Source organism: Pantoea sp. Ft-CA_14 (genome assembly GCF_024520875.1).
Lineage (GTDB): Bacteria > Pseudomonadota > Gammaproteobacteria > Enterobacterales > Enterobacteriaceae > Pantoea > Pantoea agglomerans.
In genome coordinates this window covers 95055-110868 of the sequence record NZ_JALNPM010000015.1, presented here as the reverse complement: position 1 = coordinate 110868, position 15814 = coordinate 95055, and the positions used below count along the sequence as shown (strand labels likewise).

Below are 15814 nucleotides of genomic sequence, written 5' to 3'. Positions count from 1 at the left end.
TTCAGGGTTGATAAGGCGATTTTCAGCCTTTCAATGGAGCAGATAAAGTGCCAAAAAATGAGAGTCTGACTGGTCCATCGCCGCTTTCCACGCTGACACTGCAGCGCGGCGCGTCACGTGGCCTCAGTGAACAACTGCGCCAGCTGATCGAACAGGCGATTGGTGAAGGTCGTTTACAACCTGGCGCACGTCTGCCTTCCTGCCGCGATCTGGCCGCTCAGCTCGGCGTGGCGCGTGGCACCGTTCGCGCCAGTTATGACATGCTGGTTGATGGTCAGTTTCTGCAGGCCAGAGGCGCGGCGGGTACCTTCGTCAGCCCATTACCGCCGTTAAAACCGGTCAATGCCGAGGCTGAACGCCAGCTGCTGGAGGGTGCAGAGGAGTATGAAGCGCCACCGCTGACCTTCCAGATGGGCATTCCTGCCAGCGATGCATTCCCGGCCAAAGTCTGGCTGCGCATTCTGCAGCGTCAGACGCGCCTGCAGGTCAGCAGACCGGCCAGCTATCCCGATCCCCGCGGCAGCTTAGCGTTGCGGCAGGCGCTGGTGGCCTACCTGGCGGTGGCACGCGGCCTGCGCTGTCAGGCGGACCAGATTATTATTACCAGCGGCTATGCTGGCGCAATGGGACTGATTGGGCTGGCGATGAATTTTCAGGGTAAAACAGCATGGCTGGAAGATCCCGGATTCTGGGTGGCGCGTCGCGCGGTTGAAGCGCTGCGCGTCACGCCGGTTGCCGTGCCGGTTGATGCCGAAGGGTTGCAGGTTGAGGCCGGGATTGCTCGCGCGCCGGATGCCGCTTTTGCGCTGGTCACACCGGGACAGCAGGCGCCGCTTGGCATGACGATGAGCCTGGCACGCCGGCATGCCCTGCTTAACTGGGCCAGCCGCGCGCAGCGCTGGATTATCGAAGATGACTATCTCGGCGAGCTTCAGCCCGGCAATCGCGCCGCGCCGGCACTGGCCGCGCTCGACAGCCAGGGGCGGGTGTTGCACATCGGCACGTTCAGCAAGACGCTGACGCCGCAACTGCGTCTCGGTTTTATGGTGGTGCCACCCGCGCTGATGGCCCGATTCGGTGAGGTCTGCGCGTTGCTTTCGCCTGCCTCCTCCGGATTGCTGCACAACGCGGTGGCGGAATTTCTGCGGGATGGCCACTTTATGCGGCATCTGCGGCGCATGAAGCGCGTCTATCATGAGCGGCTGGAGCAGATGATCGCGGCGCTGCATCCTCACTTTCCTGACCTGCAACGCGCCGGGCTGGCGGTGATTCTCCGTTTACCCGCCGGTTCACCGGATCAGGTGATTGCGCAGCAGGCGGTGGAGTGGGGCATGGCACCGTCGCCGCTGTCGATCTGGTATCAGCAGGCGGATCAGCGCGGTGCGGGCCTGTTACTGGGGGCGGCCCATCTGCCACGTGAAGGTTATGCGCGCAGTGCCGAACGGCTAAAAGCGCTGGTCGATGCGCAGGCTGTCAGCCTCTGAACCAGCGACGCCAGACAAAACGGATAACAAAAAACTCCAGTGCGCCCAGCAGCAAAAACCAGACGCAAAACACCACCGTATAGAGCTGATTCAGGTCCTGCAAATGGAACATCTGCAACAGATGCTGCGCTACCGTCACGCTAAAGGCGGGCGCGGGCAGCAGCAGCGCCGAGAGAAAGCCCAGCAATAAAATGCCACCAGGCACGATCAACGTTTCAAAAGGGTTATTCATAACCGGTATCCCATATTTATCAGCCCGGCATTTTCCGGTAAACGGCGACACGGTTCAATGGTGGCGCGCTGCTTCGTGCGCATCCGGCATGCTACATGGCCAGAGAAATGGTCAGAAAATGCTTTGCTACCATCGACTTAGCGCGATTCATAGCGGATGATAAGAGTTATAGCCTTTGCTATACTTAAATCCCTGATTTTACTGTCTTTTTATCTTTGGGTTTGCATGGTAGACTGCGCCCACTTTTTCATAACTGAACACTTTGTGTGGTGAATTCAGCGTGAATTGCCGCTTTTTCGCCCCAGGTGAATAAATCATGACCTTTATTGCCACTTTAATTCTTGCGCTGGGCATGTCGATGGACGCGTTTGCTGCTGCTCTGGGCAAAGGTGCCACGTTGCATCGTCCCGGTTTTAAAGAAGCGCTGCGTACCGGTCTGATTTTCGGCTCAATTGAAGCGCTGACGCCGCTGATTGGCTGGGCGCTTGGCCTGGCCGCCAGCCGTTACATCATGGCGTGGGATCACTGGGTCGCCTTCATCCTGCTGGCGTTTCTGGGTGGCCGAATGATGATGGAAGGCTTCCGTCAGACTGCTGTTGCAGAACCCTGTGAAGCTCCGCAAAGTCATGGCTTTATGGTCCTGGCGACAACTGCCGTCGCGACCAGCCTGGATGCGCTGGCTGTTGGTGTGGGTCTGGCTTTCCTGCAGGTGAACATCATTACTACCGCGCTGACCATTGGTGCAGCCACTACGGTGATGGCGACGACTGGCGTATTAGTCGGGCGCTTTATCGGTCCGATCCTGGGCAAATGGGCGGAAGTGCTGGGTGGAGTAGTGCTGATTGCCGTCGGCTCTACCATTCTGTTGCAGCATCTCGGCTACACCGCGTAGGGCTTTTGCACATAAAACCGCCATTTTTGTGATCTGGTTCAAATTTATTTGCTGTTAAAACGCACAGGAGCTATACTTTTTCGGTATATGTTCAACTAAATTTGAATCAGGTGTTCCATGAAACGTATTTTTAAACACGTGTTCCGCGCTTACGTTGAGACGTTCAAACACGTACCGCCGGGTGCCATGTACTAAGCACCCCGCAAGAAACCCTCGATAATCGCGGTCAGGGATCGACCTGTGATTATCACCTTTTCTGCTTTTTCTGCCTTTGCTTCTGCTGATTTAAACCCGCGTTTTTGCACTTCGGGTGCATCCTGTTTGTTGCAACTCCTCTCCTTCTGATTTTCCCGTTATGCGTCACTTTGAGCCAGAAAAGACGTTGCTGCAGTGATCTAATCTGCCCGGGAGATTTCCGGATGCCAGAAAAATGGCGGCATACCTTAAACAGGAAACAAGCACTTTTAATGGGTCACGGGATTGCCTGTGCCGAAACAAAGATTCACGGTTAACCCTGATGATTCTTCCTGAATATTTCAGTAAACCATTCGATAAAGACCCGGACCTTAGGCGGAAGATAGCGTCGGTCAGGGTAGAGTATAGAAACCGGTTTCGTCACAGTCGCATAACCCGATAATACTTCCTTCAGCTGGCCTGTTTCGAGGCAGGGCTTTAATGCCGTATATAATGCGTGAAGCATGCCGAGGCCCGCCACGCCACATGAAAGAAGGACGTCAGAATTGTTAACTCGTATGCTGCTTCCCGGATGCCGTGAAACAATTTCGCCATTCATGACAAATTTCCATTCCTGGATGTCCCGACTGTGTTCATTAAAAAAATAAATGGCTTTGTGATCTTTAAGGTCATCAGGCGTTAAAGGAGTGCCATATTTATCCAGATAAGAGGGGGCTGCACAGGTGACCATCTGCAGGCTGCCCATTCTGCGCGAAATAAAATTCGAATCAGCAAGCTCACCGAGACGAATAACACAGTCCACACCCTCTGTAATTAAATGGGTCAGGCGATCTGAAGCGGTTAAGACTATTTCAATTTCAGGATATAAAGCCTGAAAATCGCTTAATTGTGGGATCAGGATACTGTGCGCCAGCGCCAGTGGAACATCAATGCGCAGCTGGCCACGAGGTCGCTGATTTGAAGAGTAAGAAGCCATTATATCGCTGGCATCACTCAGCAGCGTTTTAGCCCGCTGATAAATTTCCTCCCCTTCAACGGTCACACTCAGACTGCGCGTGGTGCGGTGCAATAGCTTAACGCCAAGCTTGTCTTCCAGCTGTTGTACGGACTTACTGACCGCAGGGCGATGCAGCTGCAAGGCGTCAGCGGCCCGGGTGAAACTACGGAATTCAACGACGTGAACAAAAATATCCATCAATTCCAGCATGTTCGAGCGCATCATTTAACTCCGCAAAAAATATTCCTGCCGAAATAGTGTATTGCGGATTATATCTCATTCCGATTGTTTCTCCTGCAGTAACACTGAAGTCCTTTTACGTGGCTTTTTACGCCTGCCTGCTTTTTTTATCATCGTCCTATTGGATGCATACACATGGGAAATGACAAAATGAAAGCATGGTTACTGAAAGATTTTGGCCTTGAAAACTTAAAGCTTGAAGAGGTGGAAACGCCTGTACCGGGTCCGGGTGAACTTCTGGTTAAAGTTGGTGCGGTGTCTCTGAACTTCAGGGATAAGGCAATAGTAGAGGGCTTCTATGAGCCTCATCTGGTTCCAAAGCCACTGATTCCTGTCTCTGATGCCACGGGTACCGTTGTTGCCACGGGGCAGGGTGTGTCCCGTTTTAGCACGGGTGATCGCGTTAACTCGCATCTCTATTCACGCTGGTTAGAGGGTGAACCTGCGGCCGATGAGCCAGCATGGTGTATTGGAATGCCGTTACCCGGCGGGCTGGCTGAATACATGATTATTCATGAGGACAGCGCAGTTAAAGCGCCTGACAGCATGACCGATGAAGAAGCTTCTACACTTCCCATCGCTGCGCTTACGGCATGGTACTCGCTAATGGATATCGGCAATCTGCAGCCCGGTCAGACCGTGCTGGTACAGGGAACCGGTGGCGTATCGGTCTTCGCTGCTCAGATAGCGCATGCCTATGGTGCACGTGTCATTGCCACCTCCAGTAACGATGCAAACCTTGAGCGCATTAAATCACTGGGAGCAGATGAAGGGATTAACTATAAAAAATACCCTGAGTGGGAAAGAAAAGTGCTTGAAATGACTGATGGTAAAGGCGCTGACGTAACGATAGATGTCGCCGGGGGCAATGGCATCAATCAGTCAATTGCTGCGACAAAAGTTGCCGGTACGATTGCTCAGGTAGGATTTCTGACCGGCCAGACAGCACAGCTTGATTTGATGCCGTTAATTTTCCGTCAGACAAAAATCCGGGGCATTGCGGTTGCACCACGCTCCTCGTTTGATCGGATGAATCCGTTCCTCAATAAACATAATATTAAACCCGTCATTGAACAGGTTTACAGCTTTAATGAGGCGGTTGAAGCCTTCCGGCATCTCTCCCGTGGTGCATTTGGCAAAATCGTCATCAGAATTAGCGACTGATAACGACTTTTCATTCCTCAATTCTGGCAGTTTTTACTGACTGCCAGATACTTTTTAATCCCACTCTCACCGCGTTAAACCCCTTCTCAAAGCGTGCTTATATTCCTTCTGCACATCGTCAAAAGGGCCGCTTTCTGTATAACCGCGACCGGCAGCGGTGAATTACTTTTGCGGGTGGATAAACCGAAAAGTACGGACAATTTTCGCCCGGCAAAAACGCTCCTGTCTTAAATCGCATCGGCCAAAAATTCAATAAATGTCCGTACTTTCGAATTGAGTGCCGAACGTTCGGTGACACAGGCATAGATATTCATCGGCAGGGACTCAATGGTGCTCTCGCCACTGTGACCTGACCAGGACAAAGGCCTTAGCAGACCGCTGTCTATCAGTGGCTGAGCAACAAAACTTGCCAGACGGGCAATGCCGCCGCCGTTTACGGCTATTCTGGCGATGATATCAATATCATCGCTGATAAAACTGGGGTTGAGTTTTGCATTAACAGGCTGTCCGTTGACCATAAACGTCCATGGCAGAAACCGTCTGTCGGTGGGATAGCGGAAAACCAGGCAGGCGTGCTGGCTAAGTTCTCCAGGCGTCTTAGGCGTACCAGCGCGATCAAGGTAAGCGGGAGCCGCACAGAATATAAAGGGTAACGATGCAATTTTTCTGGCGATCAGTTGATCATTCAGCTGTGCTTCGATGCGGATACTGACATCGACGCCTTCCAGGCGATGATCGACGTTGCGATCGGTACTGATCAGTTCAATATCTATATCGGGGAAAGACGCTTTGAAAGCGGGCATAAGGGGAGCCAGAACGTACCGACCAAACGCGGCTGTTGTGGCGATACAAAGTGGGCCCTGCGGTTTGGTTTCATTCGCAGCAGCCTGCGAGGCGAGTTCGATATCCTGTGGGATGTGACGGACTTTCTCGAAATAGCGTTTACCGTTTTCCGTTAAGGTCATGCTGCGGGTGGTGCGCGATAGCAGTCGCACGCCCAGATGCGCTTCAAGACGGGAAAGACTCTGGCTGATTGCTGCCGGACTCATACCTTTAGCGCGTGCCGCCGCTGCAATACTGCCGTTTTCCACCACGCGGATAAAAGTGCTAATCAGCCCTAAAATGTCCATCGTATCCTCAACCGTTAATTCGTCACTTTTACTTAATAATGATTAAAGCATAACCGCTCTACAACCCCCCGCATAAGCTTGTTAAGTTAGCCGCAGTCTTATCTACTTTTGTTAAACAGGATATTCAGATGACTGATGCTGCAACAAAAAAAACCTTACGAACCCGCTTGCCGGTGCGCACGACACCTTACATATTTGCGCTTTATATGGCGATCATCATGGCGTTCCTGATGAGTCTGGTCATCACGTTAGCCGAATTCGGAATGGGGCCTCATTACATGACAAATGTGATGAATGCTTACCGGGTCGCCATGCCAGCGGCTTTCTTTTGCATACTGGTTGTCCGTCCTGTTGTTATCCGGCTCGTAGGATTGACCGTTCACGGTCACTGAGACAGTCAGCATGCCCAAAATGGGCGGACAGGTAGGGTTTAGCCCGCTTCTCGCTCATCGCGGCAGGCTGCTTCTGCACCAGAATGGAGGCGGGTGGCAAACCTCCAGCATTTCAGATGGAGGGTGAGGGCGGGCAGGTCGTCCGGATAATGACCGGTATCAGGATGAAAGATACCGAAAGCCGGGCGTACGATATGCAGCAGGTAAAGCTCACAGATGAAGAAGGCGATGACAGGGCTTCACTGGCCGTGCGGAAATTTTTACGCAATGTGACCTTACTGGCTCTGTTTATTGTTAAGCATCAACGTTAAATCGGCACCGTCATTATGACGGGGCTGGCCTGCTCCTCTTCGCACATAGCGGAGCCTGAAGCACTTCCTGAGCAGTCAAAATAAAACAGCCATTCAGCCATCTGAGCGTTTAAATGGTTAAAATAAATAAACATATACATTGCTAAATTATTATCGCTATGTCTTAATGCGTCATCGGTTTGGAACACAGACCTTATGAAAGCAGTTTTAGTAAAGTAGTCCTCAGTTCAAGTGTTATCCACAGATATCCTTCTTCGAGAGCCTCCTCCTAAGTGCCCAATAAGTAAATCTCTAACTACAGGCCATCTTCGCCGCTCTTAGTGGCTAATCGATTAAGGAAATATCTATGTCTAACAAAATGACTGGTTTAGTAAAATGGTTTAACTCAGATAAAGGTTTTGGCTTTATCACTCCTGATGATGGCAGCAAAGATGTATTCGTACATTTCTCTGCTATCCAGGGTGATAACTACAAAACGCTTGATGAAGGTCAGAAAGTCTCCTTCACCATTGAAAATGGCGCCAAAGGCCCTGCAGCTGGCAACGTCACAGCGCAGTAAGCCGCGCTCATTATCAGCGACGCTTACAATAGCGATGAAGACATAAGTCTGAGCAGATAAGATCTGCTGATAATAAAAGAAACCCGCCCAGTGCGGGTTTTTTATTGCCTGAAATTCGTATTATCTCTGGTCCGTTGACCTGCTCCACGTTTATCAGGCTACCCCGATGTTAATCCTCTCTTCATAAGCCCTGCCCGTGATGAAATGTTACGTTAAGCCATCGGGCAAAAGCCATAACGCGCCTTTTGAAATCAGCGATGCTCCCCTGAGGTGTATTACTGATTACCAGCAAGTAATCCCTTTCTTTTGCTAACGCTGGATATCGGGCATTGAATGTAAAGCGATACTCCTCGAGTGTTTCAGGCCACTCTTTGTCATGTTCACTTCGAAGAATATTGGTTGCTCTGATTGCCTTTCGTGCAGCAGCACGCTGTAGCTGCAACTTTTTATTTTCGTCAGCAGATAACTGCATTTGAGTTATTAATTTTTCCAGCACCGGCAGGAAGTCACCATTCACTGCTACAGCAATTTCTTTTGAAGGTTTAAATGCCTGGAATCGTTGACTCAGGTCCTCTCCGTAAACGCAGACACAGTGATGTTTGAGCCAGTATCCCCAGCTAAGCAGATTATCCGGATGCACTACCTGTTGTAACAGACCACAATCAAAATCGATTTTACTGACAACAGGATTATTTTTTTCAAGTTTACGTTGTATTTCAGTAATTTGCACTTTAGCCGCTTCGCCGGGATCAACGCTAAATATGACTGTCATATCCAGATCGGACGTCCCGATTTTTGCCCGGCCTTCAGCCACACTGCCATACAAATAAAGGCTATGTATAAGCTCAGGAAAACTTTGGATTAGCTTTGCCACGACCTGTGCAACAATATTCCGGAACTCTGGCTGCAATTTATTGGTTTCTGGCAGGGCAATAAAGCCGTTGTGATCGATTGCCACCCTGTCTCCCTTTTAATGGCGTCATTCACCGGGTTAATAAGTCCTGGGAATCTGAGATTCTCATGGCGGATTAATTATATCTCTCATGTCCGCTTCTCGCTCACAGCGTACACACATCATTCACTGCCGTCATTGCCTTCCCGCTTACACCAGACAGATCTCCCGCCAGAGTTTATCACCCGCAACGCCAGCGTCTTCTTATGCGAAACCCCATACTTTTTCACACCATCGCGCGGATAACCCGCCTGCTGTCTGATCCCGACCTACACTGAATTATTCTCCCCAAAGCAGGAGCAGCGGATGATCCAGAAGCATCGACGAAAACAGGCATCGATTGTGGCAGGTATTGGATTGGGTGTGGCGGCCACGTTATGGGGCATGAAACGCTGGCGGCAGCTTAAGGAGACGCCGCCGGTGTCGCCGAACAGTCATCACGCCGGTCTGGCCGGTTATTATCAGCAGATTGGTGACTGGCGCATGTTTACCCGCGTTACCCCCAATGAGGCTCAGGGACTGCCGGTCGTGTTAATCCACGGTCTGGTGATGTCGGGCCGGGCGATGGAGTCACTGGCGCTGGCGTTGGGGCGCGACTATCACGTGCTGGTGCCGGATCTGCCCGGTTTTGGCGCCAGCACACTGCCCCCTTCTGCGCCGATCATGTCGGTGGATCAGCTGGCGGATGCGCTGTGGCTGTGGTTACAGCATAACGGTTTCCAGCGCGCTATCTGGGTCGGCAATTCGTTTGGCTGCCAGATTCTGGCCGCGCTGGCGGTGAAACATCCACAGGCTGTGGCGGGACTGGTGCTGCAGGGGCCGACGGTCGATCGTCATGCCCGCAGTCTGCCGCGTCAGTTCTGGCGCGACTGGCGTAATGGCCGGCTGGAATCCCGTCGTCCACCGGGGCCACTGGCCCGAATCGATTACGCCAAAGCGGGCCTGCGGCGCGCCTTCGGTACCCTGCGCGCCATGATGCGCGACCGCATTGAGCATCGCCTTACTTACATTAACGCACCCACGTTGCTGCTGCGGGGCTCGCGCGATCCCGTCTGTCCGGCCCGCTGGCTGGATGAACTCGCCGCCCTGATGCCGCGCAGCGAAAGACTGACATTACGCGACGGGACGCACACTTTGCACTACGTCTACCCGTGGAGTTTCTGTCACGCCATCCGCCCGTTCCTGGCACGTATTCAGCTGGAGGATCAACATGAGTAAACCACCAAGAGGGATTGCCCGCTTTGACTCTGCTGCCGCCATGCTGCTTGCGCTGGCCAATGCGCTGCACGACCGCCCCTTTGCCAGCCCCAGCCAGTCACCGACGCTGGATCGCCTGTTGCCCTCACTGAACCGGCTGCCGACCGGACTGCGTGAGTGGGGCTATGCGCTGGGCGGCATGGCAGAAGGCATCAGCCTGCGTCAGGCGGGTGAACTGGATGTGGAAGGGATCGCCGAATGGATGGTGAGTGAATACCCGCAACAGGATTATCCGGCGGCCTTTATCGGTTCATCGAACGGCGCGCTGGTGCATCTGGCGTCAGCGATGAGCGTGCCCTGGCTGCCGCAAACCTTTCTCTGTCCGGTGCGCGCGGCCAATAGCGATCCCGATGATGTACAGGCGAGTTTTGAGCAGGGTAAAGAGGTGGCGGCGGCACTGCTGGCCGCCTGGCCGCGTCTTGCGGTTCACCATATGCATGACCCGAATCAGGATCGGCTGATGCTCGACCAGATGCGCTATTTCCGGCTGAAACTGCGCGAGCTGCCGCTGGCCTTTAACGAATTCCTGATGGGAAGTCTGCCCGCTGGCTCCACGCTGTTTATCAATCACTGCACCCAGCAGTGGCCGGTAACGCGCACCAGCGATCGCTCGTTTTTCCAGTTTGGTGCGCTCGGCGGCGCAACCGAAAAAGAGTACTTACAGGGCGGCCCGCGGGTGGCGGAATATCTGGCACGCTATGGCATCGATCGCGAGCGCTGGACGCCGCCGGCCATTACTGACCACGTGCCGGAAGCGGAGTGGGGACTGGATGGTTATCTGATTTCGCCGCTGAAAAAACTGGCGGAAGCTCAGAACTGGAAGCTGATGGAGATTCGTTATGAAGATCCGGAGGCGATGAGCTATGTGGTGGCAGAGATCTACCGCGACTGGTATCTGGCGGCGGGAATTTTACCGACCCGGCTGACGGTGGACAGCTTCCTGCTGATGGACCCGTGGTGCAGCATGCATCAGCACGCCATCCCGTTCTGGCTGGTCTTTTGCACCGAGCCTTCGGCCGCGGCCCTGCAACGCTTCCTGGAAAAACAGCCGCCGTTCCGCAACATCGACATGATGCTCTTTTCTCACGGCACCGACAGCATCGGGCTGGCGGAGATTGACCGCTGGCGGGCGCTGCTCTCCCATGCACGTGATGAAGGCGTATTGATTGGCGTGGATGAAGAACGTTTCCCGCGTGATTTCGCGACGTTTGCCCGTTTCGACTCGGCGCTGCGTGAACGGGCGCCGCTGTTGCCACCTCCACCCGCGCTGAGCGCGGAGAAGGTGATGACGGGTATTCAGCGTTATGGTGCGAAACATGGGGTCACCCTGACGGCGCTGACGTAGCAGTCGCGCCGTCAGCCGTGATTATTCGCCGTCGGTGATCGGCTGGCGCACCAGCAGCAGGTAGGCGAGTGCGCCAACCAGCGTCACGCAGGCACAAATCATCAGCGCCATGCTGAACGATTTGGTGGTGTCGAGCACCCAGCCGGTGATGACCGGCGCGAACGAGGCGAAGATAAAGCTGGCGAAGTTCTGGATGCTGCCGACAGACGCTGTCATACGGGCGGTGACGTTGGCGTGGATCAATCCCCAGCACGACGTTCCGGCGAAGTGGATACAGAACAGCGCCATCCCAATCAGCGTTACGGCGCTGGTGGTGTCGGTCGCGCGGGTCACCACGGCGGTAAAGCCGGCGGACAGCAGCATCCCGCTGACGATGCAGACTTTGCGGGTTTTCACCGCGTTAAAGCCGCGACGTACCAGCGAGTCGACCACATAGCCATTCAGCAGCATACCCGCCGCACCGAACAGGAACGGAATCGCCGCCAGCAGGCCGGTACTTTTAAGATCGAGATGATAGGTCGACTGCAGATAGCCCGGCAGCCAGGCGATATAGAGCCAGGCGGTGTAGTTGATGCCGCTGAAGCCAATCATCATGCCCCACATGGTGCGCTGCTTAAACAGGCCGCGCCACTCTTTGAAGCTGATCGGCTCTTTACGCGAGGCGACGCTGCCCGCCTGCAGATAGTGGATCTCTTCAGCGCTCAGGGTGTTGTTGTCGCGGTCGCGGTAGATCATATACCAGCCGATAGCGAGGAACATGCCGAGGATACCGATCGTGACAAACATGCCACGCCAGCCCATCACCAGCATCATCGCCGCCAGAATCGGCGGAGCCACCGACAGTCCAATCATCGAAGCCGCATTGAACATTCCCATCGGCATGCCGCGATCTTTAATGTTGAACCAGTCGTTGATTACCTTCACGCCGCACGGATTCATCGGCGCTTCGCCAATGCCGAGGCCGATGCGCACCAGGATGAACTGGGTAAAGTTATGCACCAGGCCAGAGGCGGCCTGGAACAGCGACCAGATAAACATGCCAATGCCGAGCATAATGCGCGGCCCTTTACGATCCAGCAGCGCGCCGCATGGCAGTTGCGCCAGGCCATAAGCCAGCGAAAAGGCGGAGAGCAGGAAGCCGATTTCGGTGGCGCTCAGCCCCATCTCCTCGCGGATGGTCATATTCGCGACCGACAGCGAGCTGCGATCCAGATAGTTGATGATGGCGGCGAACAGCAACAGCAGCATCGCCGTGATCTGAATCTTGCGGATACGCGGTGAACGCACCACGTCGCTACGCATCGGCACGAAATCCTGGTCTGGTGGCGTGTCACCAGCTGCGCTGTCGCGGCCGGTTACTGAAGTCTTTTCCATTGCACTCTCCCGAAACTGGGTACTTATCGTTATGGTGAGAAGGGGTCTGCGCGCAGCGGCAAAAGGCCGCCGTGACGTTGCAGTCGAGACTAAGAGCAAAGGGTTAAGGATGTTGCAAAGATGTTTCTGAATCGTGCGGGAGCTAATGCTTTGTGGTTTTTAATCGGTTTTTAATTGTACTGACCGATTGAGCGCACCATCGAGGTTTTAGCGGTCGCCAGATGGTTATGTAATGCACAGAGGGCGTCGACATCCTGACGGCCAATCAGCGCGGTCAGAATCGCCATATGCTCCTCCAGCGCCACAATATTTCGCTGCTTGAGGTCGCTCTCATCCCACTGATAATGCGAGTGAAAGATCACCGAGATAATCTCCAGCGACTGATTGAAAAACGGGTTGTTGGCGGCGGATAAAATCAGCGAATGCATCTGACGATCCAGCGCGGCAAAGTGGCGATAGTTGCTGGCGATGGTATCGCGCATCGATCGGTGACGATCCAGCAGATCCCGCGCCTGAACCCAGCGCTCGTCGCCTGCGGGCAGATTCAGGAAGCGGCTCAGGGCGTGGGTTTCCAGCATCTCGCGCAGTTCAAACAGCTTCTCGGCGTAATCCTGGGTGAATTTTTTCATCCGCCACTGGCCGCGTCTGACCGGCTCCAGCAGGTCATAGCGCATAAAGCGCAGCAGGAATTCGCGCACCACCACCGGACTGACTTTCACCTGCTGCGCCAGTTGCAGCTCGCTGAAGGTATCGCCGGGCACCAGCTGCCGCTGATTAATCATATTAAAAAACATCTGCTCAAAGTGGCTGGCCTGCTGCTCAATCGGCGGCGTTAACGCGCTAAAACCGTCATCTTCGCGCGGATCGCGCACGATAACCCAGGTTTGATCCACCTTATCCAGCACGCCGCACTGATGCAGATAGTGCAGGGTGTGGCGCACCGTAGTCCGGCTGATATTGAACATTTCCGCCAGTGCCGCCTGGGCCGGCAGCGGTGAACGAATGTGGTGCTGAGCGATGCTTTCCAGCATCTGGTTGATGACGTTCTGGCGCAAATTCTGGCTGCGGCTCATCTCACTCTCCGGTTTTTTATGCATTAAAAACCATTCAAAGCCCAAAAAAATCGCGGTGCTTCACACTTCCCGCAAACGAACACCGCAGCGCGTGCAGGATTCGCCATAACTGCCTGCAGGACAACCGGAGAATCACCATGACAACAATGAAAGCACTGGTCATCGCTGAACCACGTAAGATGGTATGGACCACCCGCGATATCCCCACGCCCGCCGCTGGCGAGGTACTGATTAAAATCCTCACCGCGGGAATCTGCGGCACTGACATCCACGCCTGGTCCGGTAATCAGCCATTCTTCAGCTATCCACGGGTGCTGGGCCATGAAATCTGTGCCGAAGTCGTGGCGCCGGGAAGTGATGCGGAGGACTTTCAGCCGGGCCAGCGGGTAGCGTTAATGCCCTACATCTCCTGCCTGCGCTGTGACGCCTGCCAGAGCGGCAAGACCAACTGCTGTGAGCAGATCTCAGTGATTGGTGTGCATCAGGATGGCGGGTTCTGCGACTACCTGAGCGTGCCGGTCAGCACGCTGCTGGCGGTGGATGATGTCGCGCCGGAAGCGGCTGCGCTGATTGAGCCGTTTGCCATCAGCGCCCATGCAGTGCGTCGTGCCGCAATTGTGGCGGATGAGCAGGTGCTGGTGGTGGGTGCCGGACCGATTGGGCTGGGTGTTGCCGCTATCGCCGCCGCCAGCGGCGCGCAGGTGGTGGTGGCGGATACCAGCGAATTTCGTCGCCAGCATGTTGCTGACCAGCTCGGCCTGGCGGCACTGAATCCGGCTGATGAAGCGTTTTACAGCGCGCTGCGCGAGGAGTTTGGTGGCCGTCTGGCGCTGAAGGTGATCGACGCCACCGGCAGCCCGGCGGCGATGAACAATGCGGTCAACCTGATGCGACACGGCGGCACTATCGTTTATGTCGGCCTGCACAAAGGCGATCTGGTGATCCCGGACAGTGAATTCCATAAAAAAGAGACCACCCTGATGGGCAGCCGCAACGCCACCCGTGAAGATTTCGATCGGGTGCGTGCGCTGATGGCCAGCGGCCAGCTGCGCGCCGAAATGATGCTGAATCACCATCTGGCCTTCTCCACGCTGGATGAAACCTTTGAGGCGCAAATCATCAGCAACCGCGAGCTGATCAAAGGCGTGATTCATTTCGACCGGTAACGCGGCCAGTCGGTTCGCGTGGTTCAGGGCGCGGTGAGGGTCTGAAAGAAGTGCGCCCGCACCGCGTCAGCATCCACGCCAAGTGCGATACGCTGGGCGGGCAGGCCGTTAAAGGGATCCTGGCGGGATGCCAGCGCGCTCAGCTTACGCACCGTCTGACCGCAGGCGATGCCCTCCGTGATCACCCGCAGCGGGCTTTCGGTCAGGGTAAACGCCTGTGGCAGAGTGAGCCACGCCACCGCCAGGGTGTCATGCAGCGCCATACCCTCGAACCCCTCTTTCTGCAGGCTGTAAGCCAGGTAAGGGCGACAGATCGCACTCAGCACTGGCTGATTCAGACGCTGAACCTCATCGCCGCTGATCAGCACCTTGTGCGTGACATCCAGCGGGATCACCACCACGTTCAGCGCCGAGGCGAGTACCTGATCGGCAGCATGCGGATCTTTCCAGATATTAAATTCGCTGAAGGGCGTCACGTTGCCACTGTGCCCGTCGGTGCCAAATGCGCCGCCCATGATCACCAGCTCTTTTACCAGCGGAATAATATCCGGCGCCTGATTAATGGCCGTGGCTATATTGGTCAGCGGACCAATCGCCACCAGGGTGATCTGATGCGGCTGCGCCCGCACGCTGTCGATAATAAACTGCACCGCGCCCGGCGCCTGATCGCTGCAGGTATTATCAAACGCATCGCCCAGCCCATCTTCACCGTGCAGTCTGGCAGGCGCAGAGGGTGGCAGCGCCAGCGGTCGTGAACAGCCGCGATAGACCTCCGCGTTAATCGCCATTTTCCCGCAAAACAGTCGGGCGTTTTTCACCGCCTGACCCACTGCCACGTTGCCGAAGACCGTGGTAATCCCCAGCAGATGCTGCGTCCGCGCCGCATAGGCCAGCGCAAAGGCGTCATCCACGCCGATATCGGTATCAAAAATCAGGGTACGCATAGGGTCTCCGCAACAGGCTGTAAACCATCAGCATTACTCCGTCTGTGGCGTGCGCGTCAAGGTTTTCAGCCGCCATGACCTCACTGTTGCCAGCCTGAAACGGGCGT

The 15814-nt window shown here is 54.9% G+C and carries 17 protein-coding genes; 10 read left to right on the top strand and 7 right to left on the bottom strand.

Annotation, left to right across the window (positions count from 1 at the left end):
- Positions 1–47: 47 nt before the first annotated feature.
- On the top strand, positions 48–1484 hold the full coding sequence (locus NR195_RS19545; protein WP_256844837.1) for a PLP-dependent aminotransferase family protein: 1437 nt from the start codon (positions 48–50) through the stop codon (positions 1482–1484).
- On the opposite strand, the gene NR195_RS19540 is transcribed toward NR195_RS19545, so the two are convergent.
- Positions 1474–1716, bottom strand: coding sequence for a DUF1158 domain-containing protein (locus NR195_RS19540; protein WP_010253517.1), 243 nt, complete (start codon positions 1714–1716; stop codon positions 1474–1476). The genes NR195_RS19545 and NR195_RS19540 overlap by 11 nt on opposite strands.
- A 316-nt stretch (positions 1717–2032) precedes the next feature.
- Here NR195_RS19540 and mntP point away from each other — a divergent pair, with 316 nt between their 5' ends.
- The gene (mntP, locus tag NR195_RS19535) at positions 2033–2608 is read left to right on the top strand and encodes a manganese efflux pump MntP (protein WP_010253515.1); all 576 of its coding nucleotides are present in this window, start codon (positions 2033–2035) and stop codon (positions 2606–2608) included.
- Positions 2609–2725: 117 nt separating this feature from the next.
- Positions 2726–2803 (top strand): stress response protein AzuC, encoded by a 78-nt coding sequence (gene azuC, locus NR195_RS22995; RefSeq protein WP_111534772.1) that lies wholly within the window; start codon positions 2726–2728, stop codon positions 2801–2803.
- A gap of 313 nt (positions 2804–3116) precedes the next feature.
- Here the strand turns inward: azuC and NR195_RS19530 are convergent, their stop codons facing one another.
- Positions 3117–4022 carry a LysR family transcriptional regulator gene (locus tag NR195_RS19530; RefSeq protein WP_256844843.1) on the bottom strand — a complete coding sequence of 302 codons (906 nt, stop codon included), beginning with the start codon at positions 4020–4022 and terminating at the stop codon, positions 3117–3119.
- A 168-nt stretch (positions 4023–4190) separates the two neighbouring features.
- Between NR195_RS19530 and NR195_RS19525 the strand changes: the two genes are divergently transcribed.
- A complete protein-coding gene (locus NR195_RS19525) occupies positions 4191–5204 on the top strand; it encodes an NAD(P)-dependent alcohol dehydrogenase (RefSeq protein WP_022623962.1) in 1014 nt (337 codons plus the stop codon).
- A 227-nt stretch (positions 5205–5431) separates the two neighbouring features.
- On the opposite strand, the gene NR195_RS19520 is transcribed toward NR195_RS19525, so the two are convergent.
- A complete protein-coding gene (locus tag NR195_RS19520) occupies positions 5432–6334 on the bottom strand; it encodes a LysR family transcriptional regulator (RefSeq protein WP_256844836.1) in 903 nt (300 codons plus the stop codon).
- A 128-nt stretch (positions 6335–6462) separates the two neighbouring features.
- Here NR195_RS19520 and NR195_RS19515 point away from each other — a divergent pair, with 128 nt between their 5' ends.
- The 3 genes from NR195_RS19515 to cspA all read left to right on the top strand — a co-directional run bounded on the left by NR195_RS19515 (position 6463) and on the right by cspA (position 7596).
- Complete coding sequence (locus NR195_RS19515; protein ID WP_010253502.1) at positions 6463–6726, top strand: DUF2798 domain-containing protein; 264 nt, start codon at positions 6463–6465, stop codon at positions 6724–6726.
- 164 nt (positions 6727–6890) lie between these two features.
- On the top strand, positions 6891–7037 hold the full coding sequence (locus tag NR195_RS19510; protein ID WP_192073272.1) for a hypothetical protein: 147 nt from the start codon (positions 6891–6893) through the stop codon (positions 7035–7037).
- Between the two features lie 346 nt (positions 7038–7383).
- Positions 7384–7596 carry an RNA chaperone/antiterminator CspA gene (gene cspA, locus NR195_RS19505; RefSeq protein WP_010671477.1) on the top strand — a complete coding sequence of 71 codons (213 nt, stop codon included), beginning with the start codon at positions 7384–7386 and terminating at the stop codon, positions 7594–7596.
- 181 nt (positions 7597–7777) lie between these two features.
- On the opposite strand, the gene NR195_RS19500 is transcribed toward cspA, so the two are convergent.
- Positions 7778–8554 (bottom strand): nucleotidyltransferase domain-containing protein, encoded by a 777-nt coding sequence (locus NR195_RS19500; RefSeq protein ID WP_256844835.1) that lies wholly within the window; start codon positions 8552–8554, stop codon positions 7778–7780.
- A 300-nt stretch (positions 8555–8854) separates the two neighbouring features.
- Between NR195_RS19500 and NR195_RS19495 the strand changes: the two genes are divergently transcribed.
- Positions 8855–9766 (top strand): alpha/beta fold hydrolase, encoded by a 912-nt coding sequence (locus NR195_RS19495; RefSeq protein WP_256844834.1) that lies wholly within the window; start codon positions 8855–8857, stop codon positions 9764–9766.
- The gene (locus NR195_RS19490; protein WP_256844833.1) at positions 9759–11150 is read left to right on the top strand and encodes a hypothetical protein; all 1392 of its coding nucleotides are present in this window, start codon (positions 9759–9761) and stop codon (positions 11148–11150) included. The genes NR195_RS19495 and NR195_RS19490 overlap by 8 nt, the downstream gene beginning before the upstream one ends.
- A gap of 21 nt (positions 11151–11171) precedes the next feature.
- On the opposite strand, the gene NR195_RS19485 is transcribed toward NR195_RS19490, so the two are convergent.
- Positions 11172–12524, bottom strand: a complete 1353-nt coding sequence (locus NR195_RS19485; RefSeq protein WP_010253488.1) for an MFS transporter — start codon at positions 12522–12524, stop codon at positions 11172–11174.
- Positions 12525–12694: 170 nt separating this feature from the next.
- Positions 12695–13597 carry a GntR family transcriptional regulator gene (locus tag NR195_RS19480; RefSeq protein ID WP_256844832.1) on the bottom strand — a complete coding sequence of 301 codons (903 nt, stop codon included), beginning with the start codon at positions 13595–13597 and terminating at the stop codon, positions 12695–12697.
- Between the two features lie 137 nt (positions 13598–13734).
- Between NR195_RS19480 and NR195_RS19475 the strand changes: the two genes are divergently transcribed.
- A complete protein-coding gene (locus tag NR195_RS19475) occupies positions 13735–14763 on the top strand; it encodes a zinc-binding alcohol dehydrogenase family protein (RefSeq protein ID WP_256844831.1) in 1029 nt (342 codons plus the stop codon).
- A 23-nt stretch (positions 14764–14786) separates the two neighbouring features.
- Here NR195_RS19475 and NR195_RS19470 read toward each other — a convergent pair whose 3' ends face one another.
- Positions 14787–15707, bottom strand: a complete 921-nt coding sequence (locus tag NR195_RS19470; RefSeq protein WP_167433519.1) for a nucleoside hydrolase — start codon at positions 15705–15707, stop codon at positions 14787–14789.
- Between the last annotated feature and the right edge of the window lie 107 nt (positions 15708–15814).

Excerpts from the sequence above, each read along its gene's own strand:
- NR195_RS19475 (WP_256844831.1), top strand. The coding sequence starts at position 13,735 with ATGACAACAATGAAAGCACTGGTCATCGCTGAACCACGTAAGATGGTA.
- NR195_RS19520 (WP_256844836.1), bottom strand. The coding sequence starts at position 6,334 with ATGGACATTTTAGGGCTGATTAGCACTTTTATCCGCGTGGTGGAAAAC.
- NR195_RS19515 (WP_010253502.1), top strand. The coding sequence starts at position 6,463 with ATGACTGATGCTGCAACAAAAAAAACCTTACGAACCCGCTTGCCGGTG.
- NR195_RS19530 (WP_256844843.1), bottom strand. The coding sequence starts at position 4,022 with ATGCGCTCGAACATGCTGGAATTGATGGATATTTTTGTTCACGTCGTT.
- cspA (WP_010671477.1), top strand. The coding sequence starts at position 7,384 with ATGTCTAACAAAATGACTGGTTTAGTAAAATGGTTTAACTCAGATAAA.
- mntP (WP_010253515.1), top strand. The coding sequence starts at position 2,033 with ATGACCTTTATTGCCACTTTAATTCTTGCGCTGGGCATGTCGATGGAC.
- NR195_RS19485 (WP_010253488.1), bottom strand. The coding sequence starts at position 12,524 with ATGGAAAAGACTTCAGTAACCGGCCGCGACAGCGCAGCTGGTGACACG.
- NR195_RS19540 (WP_010253517.1), bottom strand. The coding sequence starts at position 1,716 with ATGAATAACCCTTTTGAAACGTTGATCGTGCCTGGTGGCATTTTATTG.
- NR195_RS19525 (WP_022623962.1), top strand. The coding sequence starts at position 4,191 with ATGAAAGCATGGTTACTGAAAGATTTTGGCCTTGAAAACTTAAAGCTT.
- NR195_RS19510 (WP_192073272.1), top strand. The coding sequence starts at position 6,891 with ATGAAAGATACCGAAAGCCGGGCGTACGATATGCAGCAGGTAAAGCTC.
- NR195_RS19490 (WP_256844833.1), top strand. The coding sequence starts at position 9,759 with ATGAGTAAACCACCAAGAGGGATTGCCCGCTTTGACTCTGCTGCCGCC.
- NR195_RS19480 (WP_256844832.1), bottom strand. The coding sequence starts at position 13,597 with ATGAGCCGCAGCCAGAATTTGCGCCAGAACGTCATCAACCAGATGCTG.
- NR195_RS19495 (WP_256844834.1), top strand. The coding sequence starts at position 8,855 with ATGATCCAGAAGCATCGACGAAAACAGGCATCGATTGTGGCAGGTATT.
- NR195_RS19470 (WP_167433519.1), bottom strand. The coding sequence starts at position 15,707 with ATGCGTACCCTGATTTTTGATACCGATATCGGCGTGGATGACGCCTTT.
- azuC (WP_111534772.1), top strand. The coding sequence starts at position 2,726 with ATGAAACGTATTTTTAAACACGTGTTCCGCGCTTACGTTGAGACGTTC.